Origin of the sequence: Ruegeria arenilitoris, from assembly GCF_013035425.1 — a bacterium.
GTDB classification, from domain to species: Bacteria; Pseudomonadota; Alphaproteobacteria; order Rhodobacterales; family Rhodobacteraceae; genus Ruegeria; species Ruegeria arenilitoris_A.
On the sequence record NZ_WQHX01000003.1, the window covers coordinates 659,214 to 678,146 of the forward strand.

Annotated in this window: 19 protein-coding genes and 1 tRNA gene; 11 read left to right on the top strand and 9 right to left on the bottom strand. The window is 53.4% G+C overall.

Annotated features, from left to right (window positions below; translation table 11 throughout):
- Positions 1-14 precede the first annotated feature (14 nt).
- Positions 15-656, top strand: coding sequence for a TetR/AcrR family transcriptional regulator (locus GOV45_RS12300; RefSeq protein ID WP_170477952.1), 642 nt, complete (start codon positions 15-17; stop codon positions 654-656).
- A gap of 109 nt (positions 657-765) precedes the next feature.
- Here the strand turns inward: GOV45_RS12300 and GOV45_RS12305 are convergent, their stop codons facing one another.
- Positions 766-2,055 (bottom strand): MFS transporter, encoded by a 1,290-nt coding sequence (locus GOV45_RS12305; RefSeq protein WP_170477954.1) that lies wholly within the window; start codon positions 2,053-2,055, stop codon positions 766-768.
- A gap of 1,203 nt (positions 2,056-3,258) precedes the next feature.
- On the opposite strand from GOV45_RS12305, the gene tyrS reads away from it, so the two are divergent.
- Entirely contained in the window at positions 3,259-4,503 is a 1,245-nt protein-coding gene (tyrS, locus tag GOV45_RS12310) for a tyrosine--tRNA ligase (protein ID WP_170477958.1), read from the top strand.
- Positions 4,504-4,598: 95 nt separating this feature from the next.
- On the opposite strand, the gene GOV45_RS12315 is transcribed toward tyrS, so the two are convergent.
- Positions 4,599-5,315, bottom strand: a complete 717-nt coding sequence (locus GOV45_RS12315) for a hypothetical protein (protein ID WP_170476637.1) — start codon at positions 5,313-5,315, stop codon at positions 4,599-4,601.
- A gap of 187 nt (positions 5,316-5,502) precedes the next feature.
- Between GOV45_RS12315 and GOV45_RS12320 the strand changes: the two genes are divergently transcribed.
- Entirely contained in the window at positions 5,503-6,258 is a 756-nt protein-coding gene (locus GOV45_RS12320) for an SDR family NAD(P)-dependent oxidoreductase (protein WP_170477960.1), read from the top strand.
- Between the two features lie 167 nt (positions 6,259-6,425).
- Here GOV45_RS12320 and GOV45_RS12325 read toward each other — a convergent pair whose 3' ends face one another.
- The 3 genes from GOV45_RS12325 to GOV45_RS12335 all read right to left on the bottom strand — a co-directional run bounded on the left by GOV45_RS12325 (position 6,426) and on the right by GOV45_RS12335 (position 9,615).
- Complete coding sequence (locus GOV45_RS12325; RefSeq protein ID WP_170477963.1) at positions 6,426-8,234, bottom strand: ABC-F family ATP-binding cassette domain-containing protein; 1,809 nt, start codon at positions 8,232-8,234, stop codon at positions 6,426-6,428.
- A 69-nt stretch (positions 8,235-8,303) separates the two neighbouring features.
- Positions 8,304-9,044 (bottom strand): GNAT family N-acetyltransferase, encoded by a 741-nt coding sequence (locus GOV45_RS12330; RefSeq protein ID WP_170477966.1) that lies wholly within the window; start codon positions 9,042-9,044, stop codon positions 8,304-8,306.
- 97 nt (positions 9,045-9,141) lie between these two features.
- Entirely contained in the window at positions 9,142-9,615 is a 474-nt protein-coding gene (locus tag GOV45_RS12335) for an outer membrane protein assembly factor BamE (protein WP_170477968.1), read from the bottom strand.
- Positions 9,616-9,699: 84 nt separating this feature from the next.
- Here GOV45_RS12335 and GOV45_RS12340 point away from each other — a divergent pair, with 84 nt between their 5' ends.
- The 8 genes from GOV45_RS12340 (at position 9,700) to GOV45_RS12375 (ending at position 15,071) form a co-directional block, all read left to right on the top strand.
- Positions 9,700-10,236 (top strand): YceD family protein, encoded by a 537-nt coding sequence (locus GOV45_RS12340; RefSeq protein WP_170477971.1) that lies wholly within the window; start codon positions 9,700-9,702, stop codon positions 10,234-10,236.
- A 206-nt stretch (positions 10,237-10,442) separates the two neighbouring features.
- A complete protein-coding gene (gene rpmF / locus GOV45_RS12345; protein WP_008756996.1) occupies positions 10,443-10,649 on the top strand; it encodes a 50S ribosomal protein L32 in 207 nt (68 codons plus the stop codon).
- A gap of 24 nt (positions 10,650-10,673) precedes the next feature.
- Entirely contained in the window at positions 10,674-11,762 is a 1,089-nt protein-coding gene (gene plsX, locus GOV45_RS12350; RefSeq protein ID WP_170477974.1) for a phosphate acyltransferase PlsX, read from the top strand.
- A 20-nt stretch (positions 11,763-11,782) separates the two neighbouring features.
- Positions 11,783-12,754, top strand: coding sequence for a beta-ketoacyl-ACP synthase III (locus tag GOV45_RS12355; RefSeq protein ID WP_170477977.1), 972 nt, complete (start codon positions 11,783-11,785; stop codon positions 12,752-12,754).
- 96 nt (positions 12,755-12,850) lie between these two features.
- Positions 12,851-13,153, top strand: a complete 303-nt coding sequence (gene ihfA, locus GOV45_RS12360; protein ID WP_008755922.1) for an integration host factor subunit alpha — start codon at positions 12,851-12,853, stop codon at positions 13,151-13,153.
- 18 nt (positions 13,154-13,171) lie between these two features.
- Complete coding sequence (locus GOV45_RS12365) at positions 13,172-13,792, top strand: MerR family transcriptional regulator (RefSeq protein WP_170477980.1); 621 nt, start codon at positions 13,172-13,174, stop codon at positions 13,790-13,792.
- 61 nt (positions 13,793-13,853) lie between these two features.
- Positions 13,854-13,930: transfer RNA gene (locus GOV45_RS12370), tRNA-Pro, on the top strand.
- Between the two features lie 61 nt (positions 13,931-13,991).
- A complete protein-coding gene (locus GOV45_RS12375; protein WP_170477983.1) occupies positions 13,992-15,071 on the top strand; it encodes a 2'-deoxycytidine 5'-triphosphate deaminase in 1,080 nt (359 codons plus the stop codon).
- 303 nt (positions 15,072-15,374) lie between these two features.
- Here the strand turns inward: GOV45_RS12375 and scpB are convergent, their stop codons facing one another.
- The 4 genes from scpB to GOV45_RS12395 are packed head-to-tail and all read right to left on the bottom strand — an operon-like array spanning position 15,375 to position 18,927.
- Positions 15,375-16,028, bottom strand: coding sequence for an SMC-Scp complex subunit ScpB (gene scpB / locus GOV45_RS12380; RefSeq protein ID WP_170477986.1), 654 nt, complete (start codon positions 16,026-16,028; stop codon positions 15,375-15,377).
- Complete coding sequence (locus tag GOV45_RS12385; protein WP_170477989.1) at positions 16,021-16,815, bottom strand: segregation and condensation protein A; 795 nt, start codon at positions 16,813-16,815, stop codon at positions 16,021-16,023. Before GOV45_RS12385 ends, scpB begins: the two co-directional genes overlap by 8 nt.
- The gene (gene nagZ / locus GOV45_RS12390; protein WP_170477991.1) at positions 16,805-17,812 is read right to left on the bottom strand and encodes a beta-N-acetylhexosaminidase; all 1,008 of its coding nucleotides are present in this window, start codon (positions 17,810-17,812) and stop codon (positions 16,805-16,807) included. The genes GOV45_RS12385 and nagZ overlap by 11 nt, the downstream gene beginning before the upstream one ends.
- Entirely contained in the window at positions 17,809-18,927 is a 1,119-nt protein-coding gene (locus GOV45_RS12395; protein ID WP_254447989.1) for an SPOR domain-containing protein, read from the bottom strand. Before GOV45_RS12395 ends, nagZ begins: the two co-directional genes overlap by 4 nt.
- Positions 18,928-18,933: the final 6 nt, after the last annotated feature.

Consider the following 18,933-nt stretch of genomic DNA (forward strand, 5'->3'; position numbering starts at 1 on the left):
GTGTTTACTTATGGTTGGAAGATGGCATTTGTAAACAAATCTTTTTACTTTTTGGGGTAGAAATCTTGAAACGCACTGAAAAAAAACGAAAAGATATCATTGATGCGGCCATTGATGAGTTCAAAGAGCAGGGGTTTCTGGGGGCGAAGACGACCTCAATTGCCAAAAGAGCCAACGTATCGAGTCGCACTCTCTACAATCACTTCGAGAGCAAAGAAGCACTGTTTGAGGCGATCTCACAGATCATGGTGGAACAGAACCGGAGCATGGAGCCCGTGCCCTATGACCCGGACCGCGACTTCGTCGAGCAATTGAAGGAGGCCTTGTGGCGCTACATTGGGGTAATCACTGAAGAGACGGCCATCGGACTAAATCGGATGGTCATCTCAGAATTGATCCGTGACCTTGATCGATCTCGGCAATTCTTCAAAGAAACCGCCACACATGATTACCCAATTACGAGGCTGATAAGCGAAGCAATGGATTCTGGTGTGATCCGTAAGGCCGATCCGGCCTTTGCAACCAACCAACTTCTTGCGCTTGTGAAAAATTTCTTCTTCTGGCCTGAGTTCTTCCTCGGCGAGAACCCGACGCCGAAGGACGTACTGGACGATTGTGTCACGATGTTTCTGAAGCACTACAAGGCAGACGTTTGATCGATCATCACCAAGGGCAGGAAAGTCCGCAAAGATGACATAGAGCGAATTCACTGAACGTTGGCATTGGGCTCAAATTGTCGAATGCTGCAAGTCGCGCAAATGGCGGCTATTCAATCTTGGCGGTAAGCCGTTTGGCTAAGATGCCGATTAGGAACACGGACATGACGAGAAACACAGCGCCAAACATCCAAGCCGTGGGTGTGGAGTAGACCTCAGCAATAGCGCCGGCCAAAATCAGGCCCAAAGCTGCTCCAAGTTGTTGTATCAGCGATCTAAGAGACAGCATTGTAGATCTCTGGCTGTTTTCTACGCATCTATGAAGAATACTGCTGGCTGGCGTTTCAGAAACACCAAGGACTACGGAATAGATGATAAAAACCGTCACAAAGCCGACGATACTGTCCTGTAAAGCCAATGCGATCTGAACGCCCGCCATGCAAGCAAAAGCCGCCGCAAGTGCAATTGCGTGCCGCCGTCTGAAAATCCGACTGATGTAAGGGGACAGCGACGCGCCGAAAGCTATTGAGAAGAAATAGGCAGCGGTCAGGATACCAATGATAGTGTTTGCATAGCCTTCCTCCAACATTGGCTTGGCATGGGTCGGCCAGATCACCTCGACTGGATTGGTCGCCATTAGGAAAAACGCCAGCGCTGCCAAAAGTACCGACAACGCCGGATGTCTCAATGCGAGAAGAGTTGCATCTTTGATCACCAGGGGCACAGTGGCAAACCCCTGTTTCAGAGCATGAGGATTCAACGGGCGCGGTTTTTCCACAATAAAAAACAGGGTATAGACGAACACCCCAAGCATCACTGCTAGGCTCGCCGCGTAAGACACATCATAGATGCTGACACCCAGTCTCTTTGCCACCGAGCCAAAGAGATCGGGCAAAAGGCCTCCTAAAACAGACCCCACCGCCAAGCCCATGGCATTGGCCCATTGCGCCTTTGCAAGAGCAGGTTGAACATCCACATTCGGCGCAGCGGCTTTGAAGGTTTCGACGAACCAAGCGTCGAGCGTGCCCGACCGCAATGCGCGTCCAAAACCGATGAAGACAAACGAGAGCGCTAGAACATAGAAATCGCTTGTCGAGAGAAAGAGAGCGAGTGAAACCACGCTGGCGACGACCGCGGCCAGAAAGACTGGCTTTCGTCCAATGTTGTCGGCCAATCCGCCGAACGGGAGTTCCATCGCCATGGTTGTCAGTGAGTAAACCCCAAAAAGAAGCGAAATCTGGAAGAGATTCATGCCTCGATCGGTCAACGCCAGTGCAACAACGGCGACCGTCAAACCCATCGCAAAACGATCGAGAAACTGGTGGACCTGAAACACCCGGATGTGCCGTCTAGCTGGAAAGGTCAGCGCAGCGAAGGAGAATTTTAATTCCGTTGCCATGCTCGCACCTTCAGCCTTGCAGGCGATCTGCGCAATACCTCCGCAGAGGCGATGTCCATCCCGCGTGCGTAAAAACGTCGTTCGAACAAGCGCTGCTAAAGCTCACTTTATCCGCGCAGCGGACGAGGACGCTTCCCAACGTTGGGTCCACTAAGATATGGAGATGAACCACGTCGGCAGTCTGGATGATACCCGCGCCAACTTATTGATAAAATTTATATTTCGCACAGAACTTTTGGCTGATCATTGATAACGTCAGCTTTGCCCGCACAGTAGTCGTTCGTTCGGATCAAACGCCCGTAGGCGCTGCGAACGTCTGCATCAACCCAATGATAACATACTGCGACATCAAGAGGATTAGTAACCTTGAACCCAAGGCCCCGGAGATTGCAAATATTCTCCACTAAAATCGCGCTGCAAGTACGTCAATCGGTGAAGTCCACTTTTTGTCCGACCACCTTACGTATTTCAGTAAGTTATCTACTATACCAATGGCTTCAACCACTGTGTTGAGATCATCTGTAACTTCGAGGATCTAATTGTCGACACGAATGTATCTGTTTCCTTTGCCAGAAGCAGGAAGGTTTCACTTGTCCAAATCACCAATATCTGTCCAGTCTAGGTCTGCAGGTAACTTTGCGCCTCGTGTGTATCGCTTGATTTGCCCAGGTGGGACAGTTTTCGGGCCTTTTCACCCTACATGCTGCTGTGTCCGCGATCCGTTGAAACCGATAATTTCAGCTTTTGGGCTCAAGGCGGTTGCTCACTCAATCTCGGTGAACGCCCACTTTGCGGCAGGAACCTCCATCCGAAACGCTAGTCTAGTTAATAAAGACATGACCAGAACCCAAATCCCCGTTGGGTTTAGTGACCTTTGGATATTCTGCATAGCCACTGCACCCAAATTTCCTTTCAAGCTCTGGTAAATCACCTAGGCGAGGATCGGGAAGGGTGTTAGGGGGTGATGACTGCCACTATTTCTTTGAGAATATGTTTAGGTATTTCCTTGCCCCAGATCTGACACTGGACAACATGTCTCGAGTAGTGACTGGACATTCGTGAAGACATAAGGAATTAGGAAACAATGTCCAACGAAACTTTGCCCTATTCGTGTGGACAGGCGGGTCTGGTTTGATTTCCACTGACCTATAACTTCCACCTGCCCTTGCCGAAAGGGCCAAAACAAAAGGCCTGTTGAGCGTCATGAACTACCACCCCAAATCGGATTTCATCGCCACGATGATCGAGCGCGGCTTTCTTGCCGACTGCACCGATTATCAAGGCCTGGATGAAGCACTGATAAGCGGGGTACAGACTGCCTATATCGGCTATGATGCCACTGCGCAGTCGCTTCACGTGGGCCACCTGATGAACATCATGGTTCTGCGCTGGTTACAAAAAACTGGACACAAACCAATTACGTTGATGGGCGGGGGCACAACAAAGGTGGGTGATCCCTCATTCCGTTCAGACGAACGCCCCCTTTTAGGTCCTGATCAGATCGACGCCAATATCGAGGGCATGAAGCAAGTATTCTCAAAGTACCTGTCCTATGACGACAGCGAAACTGGAGCCTTGATGCTCAACAATGCCGAGTGGTTGGACGATCTGAATTACCTTGATTTCCTGCGCGACATTGGACGGCATTTTTCGGTCAACCGGATGCTTTCGTTTGAATCGGTGAAATCTAGGTTGGACCGCGAACAGTCGCTCTCGTTTCTCGAATTCAACTACATGATTTTGCAGGCGTATGACTTCCTTGAGCTAAATCGCCGCTACGGCTGTGTGCTGCAAATGGGCGGGTCGGACCAATGGGGAAACATCGTAAACGGCATAGACCTGACACGCCGTGTGTTGGATCATGAAATCTATGGACTGACCACTCCACTGCTTACAACTAGTGACGGCCGCAAGATGGGTAAGTCACAGGGGGGTGCTGTTTGGCTAAACGGAGACATGTTATCGGCCTACGAGTTCTGGCAGTTCTGGCGAAATACAACAGATGCTGATGTTGGTCGGTTCCTGAAAATCTTCACCGAGTTGCCAGTTGACGAGTGTGATCGTCTAGCGGCACTGGCGGGATCAGAAATAAACGAGGCAAAGATCCGTTTGGCGAATGAAGTTACTAGCCTACTGCACGGGACCAACGCCGCAATCAATGCTGAAGCCACCGCCCGCGAAGTATTTGAGCGAGGTGGTGTTGGAGACGACTTGCCAACTTTGACGTTATCCGGAGAAGAGTTACCGATTTCGGTCGTTCAATTGATAGTCAAATCGGGGCTCGCCAAATCTGGGAAAGAAGCCAAGCGCCTGATTGCCGAAAACGGAGCGAAACTTGACGATGCTCCATTAACTGACGCCGGCTTGATGATCGATCAAGGAATTCTGTCCTCACCCGTTAAGTTAAGCGCCGGTAAAAAACGGCATGCGCTGGTTCAGCTGGGATAGCTTCTTGCCGGAGCGTTAAAACAGCAAGTGACCACTTAATGAGGTGGTCACTTTTGTTTTCTTGCGAGTCGCGTGCTTTCTTAGGGTCGCAAATCTTATTTTTTGCCTTTGCCGCCCTTGTCACCATTTCCACCTTTTCCGGCGCCCTTCCCGGGGCTATCTTTCCCCTTTCCAGGTCCGTCTTTCCCCTGGCCGGGGCCATCTTTTCCCTTGCTAGGTCCGTCGTTTCCAATGCTGGGGCCGTCGTTTCCATTGTCGGTGCCATCTCCAGTTTCACCGGTTCCATCGTCGTCGTTACCCGGTTCGTTGCTTCCCCCAACGTCATTTTCTCCGTCGTTTTCGGAATTCCCGCCGCTATTAGCGCCGCCGTCGCTTGGACCAGCACCATTGCCCTCACCGAAGCTTTCTCCACCAGAGTTGCCAACGTATTGCCCATCACCGGTTTCTCCATTAGCGCTCAGCTCGACATCATCTCTGTCAGAGTCCCGGTTTTCACCGCCGGTTCCAGCGGCTTGAGCATTTGTTAGATTGGCTGTTGGAAGATCAGTCAACAATTCGGTAAGCCCCGGGCATTGCGCTGACGTTGCTTGCAAAGTGTCACTGAAGTCCGCCCTGTTTTGCAACCGCTTAATAAAGCTGGGCGTTACGTGCGTGCAGTCACACAAAGCGGCGTAATTCCCACTGCTTGCGATGTTACGAGCGGTTCGCCAATCGCAAACGTCTTGTGCAGCTTCTGCGCTGCCGAGCATCATTGCGCCAAGTGCTGGCGCGGCGATAGCTGCGCCCAGAACCTTTCGGTAACTCTCTGACATTTCCATACCTCTTGGCTGAAAAATCCCGACTGGGACAGGCTGTTCTGTGCCGAGGTGGTGACCGAGCGTGAAGCAAACATGAAAGATCGCTGAAGATTCCTTCAAGATAAGCTTGCTTCAATTTTGTGGACACGCCCCAAAAGATGCATTTAATGAACATCTGTTCATATCCAACAAGGAGAGAAACATGGAACTTTCCGATACAGCTGTGATCATCACCGGCGGCGCGTCTGGCCTGGGTGAAGCAACAGCTCGTTACTTCTCGGAACACGGCGCGAAAGTAACAATTCTGGATCGGGATGCTGAACGCGGCAGTAGTGTCGCGTCCGAGATCGGTGGCTATTTTGCCGAAACCGACGTCACTGATGAGACTTCGGTTGCCGCAGCTGTTTCGTTGGCTGCGGAGAGCATGGGCAAGATTACCGCTGCAGTAAACTGCGCCGGGATCGCATATGGGATCAAAACAGTGGGCAAAGATGGGCCACACCCTTTGGACGCATTTCAGCGAACGATTGACATCAATCTCGCGGGCACTTTCAACGTCTCGCGACTTGCTGCGGCCGAAATGGTCAAGAACAGCCCTGACCCGGACGGCGCTCGTGGTGTGATTATCAATACTGCTTCCATCGCCGCTTTTGACGGCCAAAAGGGGCAAGCTGCCTATGCAGCGTCCAAAGGTGGCGTAGTCGGCATGACGCTTCCGATGGCACGCGATCTGGCGTCCAGCGGGATACGGGTTATGACCATTGCACCGGGTATTTTCATGACACCCATGTTGGCCGGATTACCAGAAGATATTCAGGCCCAGCTTGCTGCTGACGTCCCAAATCCGGCTCGGTTGGGGGACCCGCGTGAATACGGGCGTTTAGCCGCTTTCATTGTTGAAATGGGTTATCTGAATGGAGAGGTAATCCGCATAGACGGCGCACTGCGAATGCGTTGATAATGTTCAACAACTGGCTACGCGCGAAAGTGCAGAGTGCTGGGCGCTTGAAATATTTATAGGTACGACCGAAAAGCACGCGCTGCGGCCTTTTTAGGCCTGCCAAACAGTTGGTCGCGACAGAAAAAGGAACGTCTCAGTGATCGCCTGACATTAAGATCGAAAGCTCACGCACCCTCGGCCTTTTCTTCGAGCGTCAACCATTCCTCTTCGGCCGCAAGCAGTCTTTCTTGCCTCGCAACCAGTGCGTCAGTTGCCTTCTCGAACTTCACAGGTTCACGATTGAACAGGTCTGGATCCGACATCAACTCCTCCAACTTGGCAATTTCTGCCTCCAGCCGAGAAATTTCGGAAGGTAGTTTCTCAAGCCGGTGCCTTTCTGAGAACGACAAGCCTGCTTTGGGTTTAGATTCTTGTTGAACCTTTGGCTTCGAAGACTTTGCCTTAACTGTGGTTTTCTGAAAAATGTCACCCCGCTGCGCGACATAGTCTGACCACCCGCCGGCATAAACCGTAGCGCGGCCATCACCTTCCATCGCAATAGTAGTAGTCGCAACGCGATCCAAAAAATCCCGGTCGTGACTGACCAAAAGGACGGTGCCGTCAAAGTCATCCAACAGCTCTTGCAACAAATCCAACGTCTCGACATCCAGATCGTTGGTTGGCTCGTCGAGCACCAACAGATTGGATGACTTTGCCATCAACTTTGCAAGCAGCAACCGGGCTTTTTCACCTCCGGACAAAGACTTGACCGCAGCCCTTGCCTGTTGATCGTCAAACAGAAATTCCTTGAGATAACCGACGACGTGTTTTGGTTGCCCTCGAACCATGACTTGATCAGCCTTGCCTGAGACCCGCATTTCCGGATCACCAGTCAGGGAATCCCAAAGCGACATTTCAGGATCCAGCTGGGCCCTTGCCTGATCGAAAACCGCGATCTCCAGATTGGTGCCCAGAAGGACTGATCCAGAATCAGGCTCCTCTTGCCCAAGCAACATTTTCAGTAACGTTGTTTTCCCCACTCCGTTAGGGCCGACAAATGCCACGCGGTCACCGCGTTGAACCAACAGATCAAAGTTTCGGACGAGCTTTTTGTCGCCGAAACTCTTCGCCAACCCTTTAGCCTCTATCACTTTGCGACCGGATTTGGGCCCCGCCTCCAGAGACATAGCGGCCGCCCCTTGACGCTTGATCTGTGCGGCTTTTTCGGCGCGCAAAGCCTGCAATGCGCGTACACGACCCTGATTTCGCTTGCGACGGGCACTAATGCCTTCGACCGCCCAGCGGGCTTCTGATTTGATCAGGCGGTTCAACTTGTGCCGCTGCTGATCTTCTTCTTGCCAAGTTTTGTCCCGCCAGGCCTCAAATGCCTCAAAACCCTGTTCCTTTCGACGCACGACACTGCGGTCAATCCACAAGGTTGCACGGGTAAGTGCTCGCAAGAATGCGCGGTCGTGGGAAATCAGTACATAGGCCGCGCGTGATGCGCCCAATTCGCGTTCCAACCAAGCAATCGCTTCAATATCCAGATGGTTAGTTGGTTCGTCCAGAAGCATCAAATCGGGTGCTTCGGCCATAAGCTTTGCCAGTGCTGCCCGTCGCCGTTCGCCACCCGAAGCCGTTTCAACCGCGCGAGAAGGTTCGAATTTCAAGCCTTCGCCAGCCCGTTCGACCTTGTAAAGTTCCCCCGGCTCCAAACCGCTGGAAGCATAATCGCCCAACGTCGCGAACCCCTGCATCTCCGGATCCTGTTCCATGTAGCCAGCGGATTTTCCTGGAGGGATCACTATTTGCCCATGATCAGGTTCGACCAACCCAGCCATCACTTTCATCAAAGTTGACTTGCCTGATCCGTTACGGCCCACCAACGCAACGCGGTCACCGGGCTGAACAACCAGATCCAGACCGGAAAATAACGGCTCGCCCCCAAAGGTCAGCGAAATGCCGGACATCTGCAACAAAGGAATTCTCGCCATGCCTGCCAGCTAATACGGCAAAGCGAAAGCGTCAACGTCCCGAGCGGCTCGTTTTCCCGAATTCTGGGTTCAACCTGATACGGCCCTAAGCAAGCGCTTGCGAGTCGGGGGAATGGCCCCAATTTCGAGACCAGTGAATACATGCAACGTGTTCATATGCCGATCCACTACGGCATGATCGCTCACCCAACCTCCCATCATCAGATAGGTGCGCAATAAGGGGGGCATTCGAAGCATAGCTTTTTTCGCGTCCGGGAGCCGACGCAAACGTGCGGCAAAACGAAACACATCAGGCGCCTTAACCCGCGGCAACCAGCGCTTGGGCGCAAGGTGCTTTTGTTTGAGCATTGCGAACGCATCCAGATACTCATCAGTTTCGATGCCTTCAAACGACGAACATCCGAACAGCAATTGAACATCGTTCTGATCAACAAAGGTAGTCATCGCACCCCACGCGACTCGTATAATATCTGGGTCGGTCCATTCAGGGTGAATGCAAAAGCGCCCCATCTCGACCATTCGGCCTCTAAAATTTTGAAGCGCTGTTAAATCGTAGTATTGCGCAGAATAGCTATTCGTGATTTCCGTGCCTTCGTGCATTGTCAGCATGCGAAAGCAACAAACCAAACACCCGCCATATCGCGTATCCTCGACCAAGATGTGATCGCACATTTCGTCAAAAACGTCGCTGTCGGTTTGTTTGGTCGCAAAGGCCAGCGTCCTCAACTCCTGAGCTGCCGCAATATCCTGCGGCGACTGCGCTTGCCTTGCAAGATACCGACCTTTGTTCAAGACATCTGCTGTGGCCATGGTCGCATTCCCCACGGTTGCTGACCTGTTTGTCCTTGTCGCGTCCCTAACATAGAAAATGTGACGACCCTGTGAAATCACAAGCCAGTGGGCAAAATTAGTTGTTAGCCCCGGGAATATTCGCTGGGTTGAAGTTGCCGATATTGCCCAGCAGCTGCCGAAGGAAACCTTTGTTTTGGACACTGGAATCGGTCACCCGACGATCGAGCACAACGACCACCCCGTCCTCAAGACCGAAACGTTCGACGTTGCGGACTATCCCACGCTGGTCAAAGCTAATCGCTACCAGTTCGCGCGACACCACCTCGGGGCGCTTTGGACCATAGTGGCGAATGCGTGACGACACATAATAATAATCTGAATCCCGCACTACACCGGACGAACTGGGTGCACCGATCGTCTCAACAACTGTGTCTCGTGTATCGACGCCTACCTTGATTTCTGCCAAATCTTCGGGTGGCGGGACATAACCGTGCTTCTTTACAATCGGGGTGCAGGCAACCGTCAACAGTACGCTGCCAACGGCCAGCGCCCTGATCACCGGTTTCGCTTTGTTAGTCACCTTCAACATTCACACCCTCTTGCCTTGGCTTCGCACGGCTTCTATCCGATTACAGAAACCATTGCCGTGGTTCAACACAGGAAAGGGTCACAAATGACCGAAACCAACCCATTGCGTGTCGCCGATCTGCCGCAGAACGCCCCCACGCCATTTGAATTGCGCCCGGGAACCACCGAATTGGAAAGGCTGAAACGGGATCTGGACCTTTTGGGTTTACGAAAGCTTTCCTTTGTCGGCAACGTACGGACGCAGGGTAAACGGGATTGGGTTTTGAATGCGAAACTAGGTGCAACAGTGACCCAACCTTGTGTTGTCACCCTTGAACCGGTGACGACTCGTATCGAAACCCCGGTTCACCGGGTATTTCTTGCTGAATGGGACGAGCCGGACGAACCTGAATTCGAAATGCCCGAAGATGACGACACCGAGGCACTTGGTCCCTACATTGACCTTGCAACAGTTATGGCCGAGGCCTTGTCTCTGGCGCTGCCCCAATATCCAAGGAAAGAAGATGCCGCCCTTGGCCAAAGCTCCTTTACAGAACCTGGGAAGCAGGTCATGTCGGACGAGGAAGTCAAACCCTTTGCTGGGTTGGCCAGTCTGCGCGATGCTTTAAAAAAAGACGAGTGACAGAGCCTTGATTTCCTGTCATAGCAGTCGCTCAGAAAAATCGCTTGAACATGCCGAGAATCGCAGTATTTTCGCGCGCTCATCGGAATTTAGGTTGGACATCGCGGCGCTCGTCGCCTAAACGCGCGTCAAACCAAGAGAAAAACGAAGAACGAAACCCGGCCAGCAGCGAATCTGCAGGCCCCAGTCAGACAAAGGTTGAGACCATGGCCGTCCAACAGAACAAAGTTTCCAAGTCGCGTCGCAACAACCGCCGCGCACACGACGCTCTGGTTGCTGCTAACCCGAACGAATGCCCGAACTGCGGCGAGCTGAAACGCCCGCACCATGTCTGCGCTTCCTGCGGCCACTATGACGATCGTGAAGTCGTTGCGCAGGCTGATGAAATTGACTTGGATGAAGACGCGGCCTAAGCCCGACAGAGCATCGGCCAAGGTATGACGGACCAGCCCACGCAAACCGAAAGGACAGTCATCTCGGTTGACGCTATGGGCGGAGATTCCGGTCCGGCGGTCGTTGTTGCAGGCATAGCCAAGTCTGCAAGCATAAACCCCAAGATCGGGTTCGTACTTCACGGTCACGAAAGCGTTTTGCGCAAACTGGTTTCAAAACGGCGTGTTCTTGATGGGCGCGTCGTTTTTCGTGATTGCCCAGATGTTGTCACGATGGAAGACAAGCCCAGCCAGGTCGTCCGCAGCGGTAAGGAAACATCCATGTGGTCCGCGCTGGAGTCTGTACGGCAAGGCGAAGCGCATGGTGCCGTATCTTGCGGAAATACTGGCGCATTGATGGCGTTATCGATGATGCGCCTTCGCAAACTACCGGGTGTCAACCGCCCCGCCATCGCCATACTGTGGCCTTCGCGCAACCCGCAGGGGTTCAATGTGATGCTCGATGTTGGGGCAGATGTCCGAGCTGATGCCAAGGACCTGTTGCAATACGCGTTGATGGGCGCCTCTTATTCAAGAAACGGCATGTCATTGGCTCGTCCACGGATCGGATTGTTGAACGTCGGCACTGAAGAGCACAAAGGTCGGGCAGAGCTGAAAGAAGCGCACGCCATGATTTCGGATTTTGCAGAGCAGGCAAATTTCGATTTTGTCGGCTTTGTCGAGGGCAGTGATATTCCGGGTGACAAGGCCGATGTCATTGTAACTGATGGGTTTACTGGCAACGTTGCGATTAAAACTGGCGAAGGCACGGCTAGCCTGATCGGCGATTTGCTGCGCGAGGCATTTAAGTACTCCCCGCTATCGCGACTGGCTTCGATCCTTGCGATCACTTCACTGAACCGCCTGAAGAAACGGATTGATCCGCGTCGTGTAAACGGAGGCGTGTTTCTGGGTTTGAACGGTACCGTGATCAAGTCGCACGGTGGCGCCGACGCAACCGGAGTTTCCGCCGCGATCAAGCTGGCCTTTACATTGGCCGAATCCGGCTTCTCTGAAAAATTGGCGGCACGGGTTGCATCCACAGCCGCGCTTGCACAAGATGCCGCGCAATCTGCATCGCAGTTCGAAGAATAACAAAAAGGCAGTACCCGAGCATGGCAGGCCGTTCAGTTGTTGTAGGTGTTGGGCATTACCTGCCCAAACGTGTTGTCCCGAATGCTGAATTTGAAAAAACCTTGGACACGACGGATGAATGGATAAGAACCCGTTCTGGGATCGAACGCCGACACTTTGCAGCAGATGACGAAACCACTTCGGACCTAGCGACATTCGCGGCCCAGAACGCCCTGAAGGATGCGGGGCTTGTGGCAGACGACATCGATGCAATTGTTTTGGCGACTTCCACTGCCGATCTAACCTTTCCGTCTGCCGCAACGATGGTACAAGCTCGTTTGGGCATGACCAGGGGCTTTGCGTTCGACGTGCAAGCGGTATGTGCTGGATTTGTTTTTGCTCTTAGTAATGCCAACGCACTGATTCTGTCGGGTCAGGCGGAACGCGTTCTAGTAATCGGCGCGGAAACATTTTCCCGAATTATGGACTGGACTGATCGATCCACATGCGTCCTGTTCGGCGACGGCGCAGGCGCTTTGGTTCTCGAACGGCAGGAGGGGGAAGGAACTTCGCAGGATCGCGGCATACTTGCGATCGATCTGAATTCAGACGGTCGCTACAAAGACCTGCTTTACGTGGATGGTGGAGTTTCGACGCAATCTACCGGACATCTTCGCATGCAAGGCAATCAGGTTTTCCGACATGCCGTTGAAAAGCTTTCGAAAACTGCGGAAACCGCGCTGGATCGCGCGGGATTGAATAATGACGATGTCGACTGGATAGTGCCCCATCAGGCCAATATTAGAATCATTCAGGGTACCGCTAAAAAGATGGGCGTACCCATGGATCGGGTTGTGGTAACGGTTCAGGACCACGGAAACACTTCGGCGGCTTCAATTCCGCTGGCGTTGTCGGTTGGCAAAGAACGGGGCCAGATAAAACCGGGCGACTTGATCGTGACTGAGGCGATTGGCGGCGGTCTGGCGTGGGGTGCAATCGCACTGCGTTGGTAACCGGCACAAACCAGCTTACACAGCCACCTGCAATTCATTGATATTGACAGCGAATTTTGCATCGCCGTATGATTTGCTATCAACAGGGGAATTGGCATGGGTGACAAAACACTAACCCGAATGGATCTAAGCGAGGCCGTCTTTCGTGAGGTTGGCCTTTCACGCAATGAAAGTGCTCAACTCGTCGAAAGCGTATTGAACCACATGTCCGACGCATTAGTGCGTGGAGAGCAGGTAAAGATTTCGTCTTTTGGTACTTTCAGCGTTCGGGATAAAACTGCTCGCATCGGTCGCAATCCTAAGACCGGCGAAGAGGTTCCTATCCAACCACGCCGTGTCCTTACGTTCCGCCCGTCGCACCTGATGAAGGATCGCGTCGCCGCTGGGAACCGCAAGTAAGCCCGAGGTTCCAAAGAGATGAGCAAGTCACCCGACGCATTTCGCACCATAAGTGAGGTTGCGGACTGGCTCGGCGTACAGGCGCATGTTCTAAGATTTTGGGAAAGCCGCTTTTCACAGGTCAAACCTGTCAAACGAGCTGGTGGTCGTCGATACTATCGACCCAATGACATGCGGTTATTAGGCGGAATAAAGAAGTTGTTGCATGATGATGGTATTACCATCAAAGGCGTACAGCGTATTCTGCGTGAAGAGGGTGTCGCCCACGTCGCTGCACTTTCACCCGACATCGACGAAGCCGCAGTTGAAAAGGTTACGGCAGATACGACTGTGGTACCCTTTGCCACCAAACCATCACCCTCTGCAGAGCAAATCCGACTGGACCTGCAGGATACAGAAAGCCAGCGGCCATCCCGAAAGGCGAATGTAGCTGTATCGCAGGAAACGACCTCCCCTGGCGCTGATGCAACCACATCGCCTATGGAAGACGCTGACGGCGCCCCGCCGGTAGTAAGTGGAGTTGCAGCACTTGCTTGGAATCGATCAGAGTTTGACGATGATCTTTTGAATCGGATCGCCCCCATTGCACGGGATCTCCGCGCTTGGCTGGATCGGGTCGATGGCCGGGCAGCGGGATAACAATAACGGCGATGTTTTCCTCTTGCCCCTGCCGGGAAAGTCTTTATGTACACCCCATCGTCGGGCTATGGCGCAGCCTGGTAGCGCGTCCGTCTGGGGGACGGAAGGTCGCAGGTTCAAGTCCTGCTAGCCCGACCAAATCACACCGGCGTATACGGCACACAGGCCAGGTCCCACTCTGGTGTAAGGAGGGATCAGAATGACAGGCGTGTGCGCGAACCAGCAGATTCAAGCGATGATAGACTGCGGTGAAATTACCGCTAACCCCGCAGTCATGTCCGAACAAATCCAACCAGCCAGCCTGGATTTACGACTTGGAACAATAGCTTATCGGGTCCGAGCCTCTTTCCTCTCTGGCGAAGGCCGCACGGTCGAAGACAGCCTTCGCGAATTTGAGATGCATCGAATCGATATCGCGGACGGCGCGGTACTGGAAAAAGGATGCGTCTACCTTGTTCCATTGATTGAGTCGCTCGCGCTACCGCCAGGCGTCAACGCTGTCGCCAACGCAAAAAGCTCTACCGGTCGCCTCGATTTGCTGACCCGTACTATTACCGATGGCGGAACTGAATTCGACCGCGTTCCGGCGGGATACGCCGGACCGCTTTATGCCGAAATTTGCCCAAGATCATTTTCGGTTCTTGTTCGTCCAGGAATGCGGCTTAACCAAATTCGTTTCCGGCAAGGACAGGCGGTACTAAGCGACGATGAGCTAACCACTTTGCATGCTGAGTCCCCATTGGTTGACGGCCCTGCAGTTATTCAAGACGGGCTGGGGTTTTCTGTCGACCTGCAATTGCCAGATACCGACTTGGTTGGCTATCGCGCTAAGCCGCACACTGGGGTAATCGACCTCGACCGCATCGGCGGATATGATCCGCAGGACTATTGGGAAGAAGTACGCACAAATGATGGCCGCATCATCCTAGACCCCGGTGCTTTCTACATACTCGTCAGCCGTGAGGCCGTGCATATCCCGCCAATGTACGCCGCAGAAATGGCCCCCTACCTGGCGATGGTGGGTGAGTTCCGCGTGCATTATGCTGGATTCTTTGACCCGGGCTTCGGTCACGCGGCTGCTGGCGGAGCCGGATCACGTGGAGTTCTTGAGGTGCGCTGCCATGAAGCTCCGTTTGTTTTGGAACATGGTCAGGTCGTGGGCCGATTGGTTTACGAGAGAATGGCCGAACTACCTACTCAGCTGTACGGAGCGGGGATCGCGTCGAATTATCAGGGACAGGGCCTAAAGCTATCCAAGCACTTTAGGTCCGTCGATTAACCCTTAGAATTTCATGAAACGCCGCGCATTGCGGGACAAACGTTGTGTTTGCCGCATGACCTGTTTCTGGCGTTTTAAATTGTGCGGTCCATTGCGAGATGCATTCGACGCTTGATCTTGATTAGAATGCGCGCGGGCATCTGTTGCCCTACTTGCCCATTCAAACCCCTTATCGACCCCGCTTTTGACAATGCGTCGCATAACTTGGCGCACAATCATATCGATAATTCTATTGGCATTCATTATTCTTCCCGTTTCTTACCTCAAGAAAGACGATTTTGCGGCTCAAAAGGTGCGAGTTGATCAATCTTCCTCAAACAATTCCGATTGATCGTCATCTTCACTTTCCTCTGGCGTACCCAACGGCGCAGCACCTGGCGGTGGTCGGTTTTCAAGCAGCCCGGCTGCGCGCAGCTCCTTAAGCCCCGGTAAGTCACGAGCGTTTTCCAGTCCGAAATGGTCAAGAAACTGTGGCGTCACCACAAAAGTGACCGGACGACCCGGAGTCATTCGACGACGACCCAACCTGATCCACTCCATCTCCAGCAATTGATCAATTGTACCGCGCGAAACTGAAACACCGCGAATCTCTTCGATCTCGGCGCGGGTACACGGTTGATGGTAGGCTACAATAGCCAGTGTCTCGATTGCTGCGCGGCTAAGTTTGCGGGTTTCCACGGTTTCCTTTTGCATTAGGAAACCCAAGTCTGGTGCAGTACGAATAGCCCAAGCTTCGCTAACCTTGACCACACGCACGCCACGTCCTTCGTAACGTTTCTGAAGCATTTCTATCGCTTGCGCCGCGTCGCTGCCGTGGGGCATACGTGCTTCTAAATCAGCAATTGTCACTGGTTCAGAGCTGGCAAACAGAACAGCTTCGACCATGCGCTCTTGTTCAGCAAGCGGAGGCGCTTCGAAAAGAGTGCCAGTGCCTTCGTCCTGCGGGGCTTCAGTCACGGGTTTCAGTCCTCTTGCGCAATTGGATCGGAGCAAAGGTGTCGCTTTGCTTCATTTCCATATGTCCTTCCTTCACCAATTCCAGCGAGGCCGCAAATGTAGCAGCAGTTGCCGACCTTCGGCGTACGGGATCGGTGTCCCATCCTTCTGGCAAATAGGTCTCCATATCAGTCCACGTCCCGGCAAAACCTATCAATGGCCGCATTCGCTCTAACGCCTGCTCCATGGTGAAGACAGCGTCGCGATCCATAACGAAAGGACGAAATTCATCCCGAGTGCGAATGCGGGCATACCCCTGCATCAGATCCAGCAGCGTCGCAGAATACGTCACAGTTCGAATACGCGTGACGTCCTCACCCTGCCCGCGCTTAAAAAAATCGCGTCCCAGTTGGTCGCGCGCCATTAGCCGTGCGGCAGCGTCCCGCATCGCCTGAAGACGCTCCAACTGAAAGGCCAGATGTGCGGCAAGCTCCTCACCCGTAGGTCCGTCTTCGTCGGGATCGGGAGGCAAAAGCAGCCTGGATTTGAGGAATGCGAGCCAGGCCGCCATCACAAGATAGTCGGCGGCCAATTCGATCCGTAGTGCGCGAGCGCGTTCAACAAAGGCAAGGTATTGCTGGGCCAACGCCAGAACCGAGATTTTCCGCAAGTCGACCTTTTGTGTACGGGACAACATCAAAAGCACGTCCAACGGGCCTTCAAACCCGTCAACATCCACAATCAGCGCTTCGGCCGCAAGACGATCGGCGACCGAAATCGGGTCTTCGCTGATAAGGTTATCTGACATATACCTGCCCGCCCATTAGGCGAGATAGTTCCGCTTCGGCGGCCTGGATGTCAAGCGCCTGCGGCAGTGATCGCATTGCAAGCGCCCGTTCTGCACGCGCCTGCGCCTCACCGGTCATTTCCCCCGCAGCCTCCAGTACTGCTTCTCGATCAGCCAGCGAAGCGTTACAATGCAGAACCACGTCGCATCCCGCGCTTATTGCCTGAGCAGCGATTTCTGCGGGCGTACCGCGCAACGCTTTCATTGAAATGTCGTCGGTCATAATCAGCCCATCAAACCCGATTTCTTCGCGGACAACTGCCATCATCCGAGCAGAAAGCGTGGCTGGCTGAGAGTCTATTTGGTCGTAGACCAAGTGAGCAGTCATGCCCAAAGGTAAATCTTTGAGCGCTCGGAACGGCGCAAAATCATCCGTTTGCAGTTCTTCCAGAGGCAAGTCGACATGCGGTAGATCATGATGGCTATCCAAAGTCGCGCGCCCATGGCCTGGCATATGTTTCAACACCGGTAAAACACCTGCATCCAAATGGGCTTGCGCCACCGCGCGACCAATTTGAGCAACTCGCTTCGGATCCTCAGCATAACAACGATTACGCAAAAATGCATGAGTCTCCGCCCGCGCGACATCCACCATGGGCGCGCAGTTGCTGTCGATTCCAAGCGACAAAAGCTCTTGCGAGATCAAGCGGTATCGCAGATACATCGCCCGTTCTGCAATGTCGCCGGCAATTTTAGCGTGCTCCAAAGGCGGCATCCATTCACGACCCAAGGGCGCGCGCAAGCGTTGTACACGACCGCCTTCTTGATCAATCGTTATGAGACAATCTCGTCCCACAGCTTCTCGAAAATCGCCGCACAAAGAGCGAACTTGATCTGCAGTTTCGATGTTGCGAGCAAATAGGATGAACCCAAAAGGGTTCATCCGACGAAACAATCTTTTTTCTTCAGGCGTTAGCCGCGTGCCTTCAGCATCCGTGATAGCAGCGCCAAATTTCACCGCACGGCAACCGGAATGCAATCCGCCCCTTGCGCCACTAGCGCTGCGCAAAACTGGCGTGATTCACTCAGATCATCGAAACCAAGAACCCGCAGGCGATAAAACGTCCGCCCTCCACTTGAAGTTTTCTGAATAACTCTTTGCTTCCCCTTAATATACTCGCCAAATTTTGCAGCGGCCTGATTCCATTCCTCCCGAGCCACATTATCGCTTTCATATGCACCAAGCTGAGCGAGACGCGTGCCCTTGGCAAGAGATTCGGGATCAACATCCAACCCTGCTGCTGCCTTTACAGCGGCATTAATCGAGGTTTCGGTGCCACTGCTAGGTGATATCCCGCCTTGCGTCGTACTACGAGCTGGTCGAGAGTGAGGTCGCAATGATCTACGCACTCCAGGCAAGGCTGCAATCGCCGGGTCAGGCAGCTGAGCAGCCAGATCTGCAGGATCGATGGCCGGTTCCTCTTCGGGCGTCGCTAAAGACGCAACTTGAACGCCCTGCTCTGCTGACGGCTCGGAATTCGCTACCTTCCCCGCCAGTTCTGCAACTAGCGCGTCAACAGCGTTCTGCCTCAGCTTGGCGGCCTCTTCTTTGGAAATCTCCTGTTCGACAACATGAACAGCTTTCGTCGGCTTTAAATCGCCCATCGGAGCATCCTCGTCCGACAGTGATACAGGGCGTGGGGCAAGGATCAATCGATCTGCAGGAGCCGCAGCCGAACCCACGGCCGCCACCGTGTTAACCGCTAGCCCTTGATGATCAGCTGGTGACCCACCGGGATTTTCGGGTTGAATACGCATCGGTCCTTCGATCGCGCGCACTACGGGCACTCCGCTGACGTCCCGCATAATTAATTGGTATCCCCAAACCGAGACCCCGGCGACCAAAGCCAGAGACGCCATTGCACCCAGAAAGTTGGCCATTCGAGCCAAACTGCCTGTCCCGCGCGGCGTTTCCTCATAGCCATCAAAGTCGTCGGGATAGTTCGGAGCATCCCGCGAATACAACTGATTCGGGTAATTCATTTGCTCAGGACGCAATTGCCCCGAGGAATCGTAACTCGCCATGTCCGCCTCACTGCCCGTTTCGCGCCCAAAATTTGGCGCGCGGGTCATTTCTTG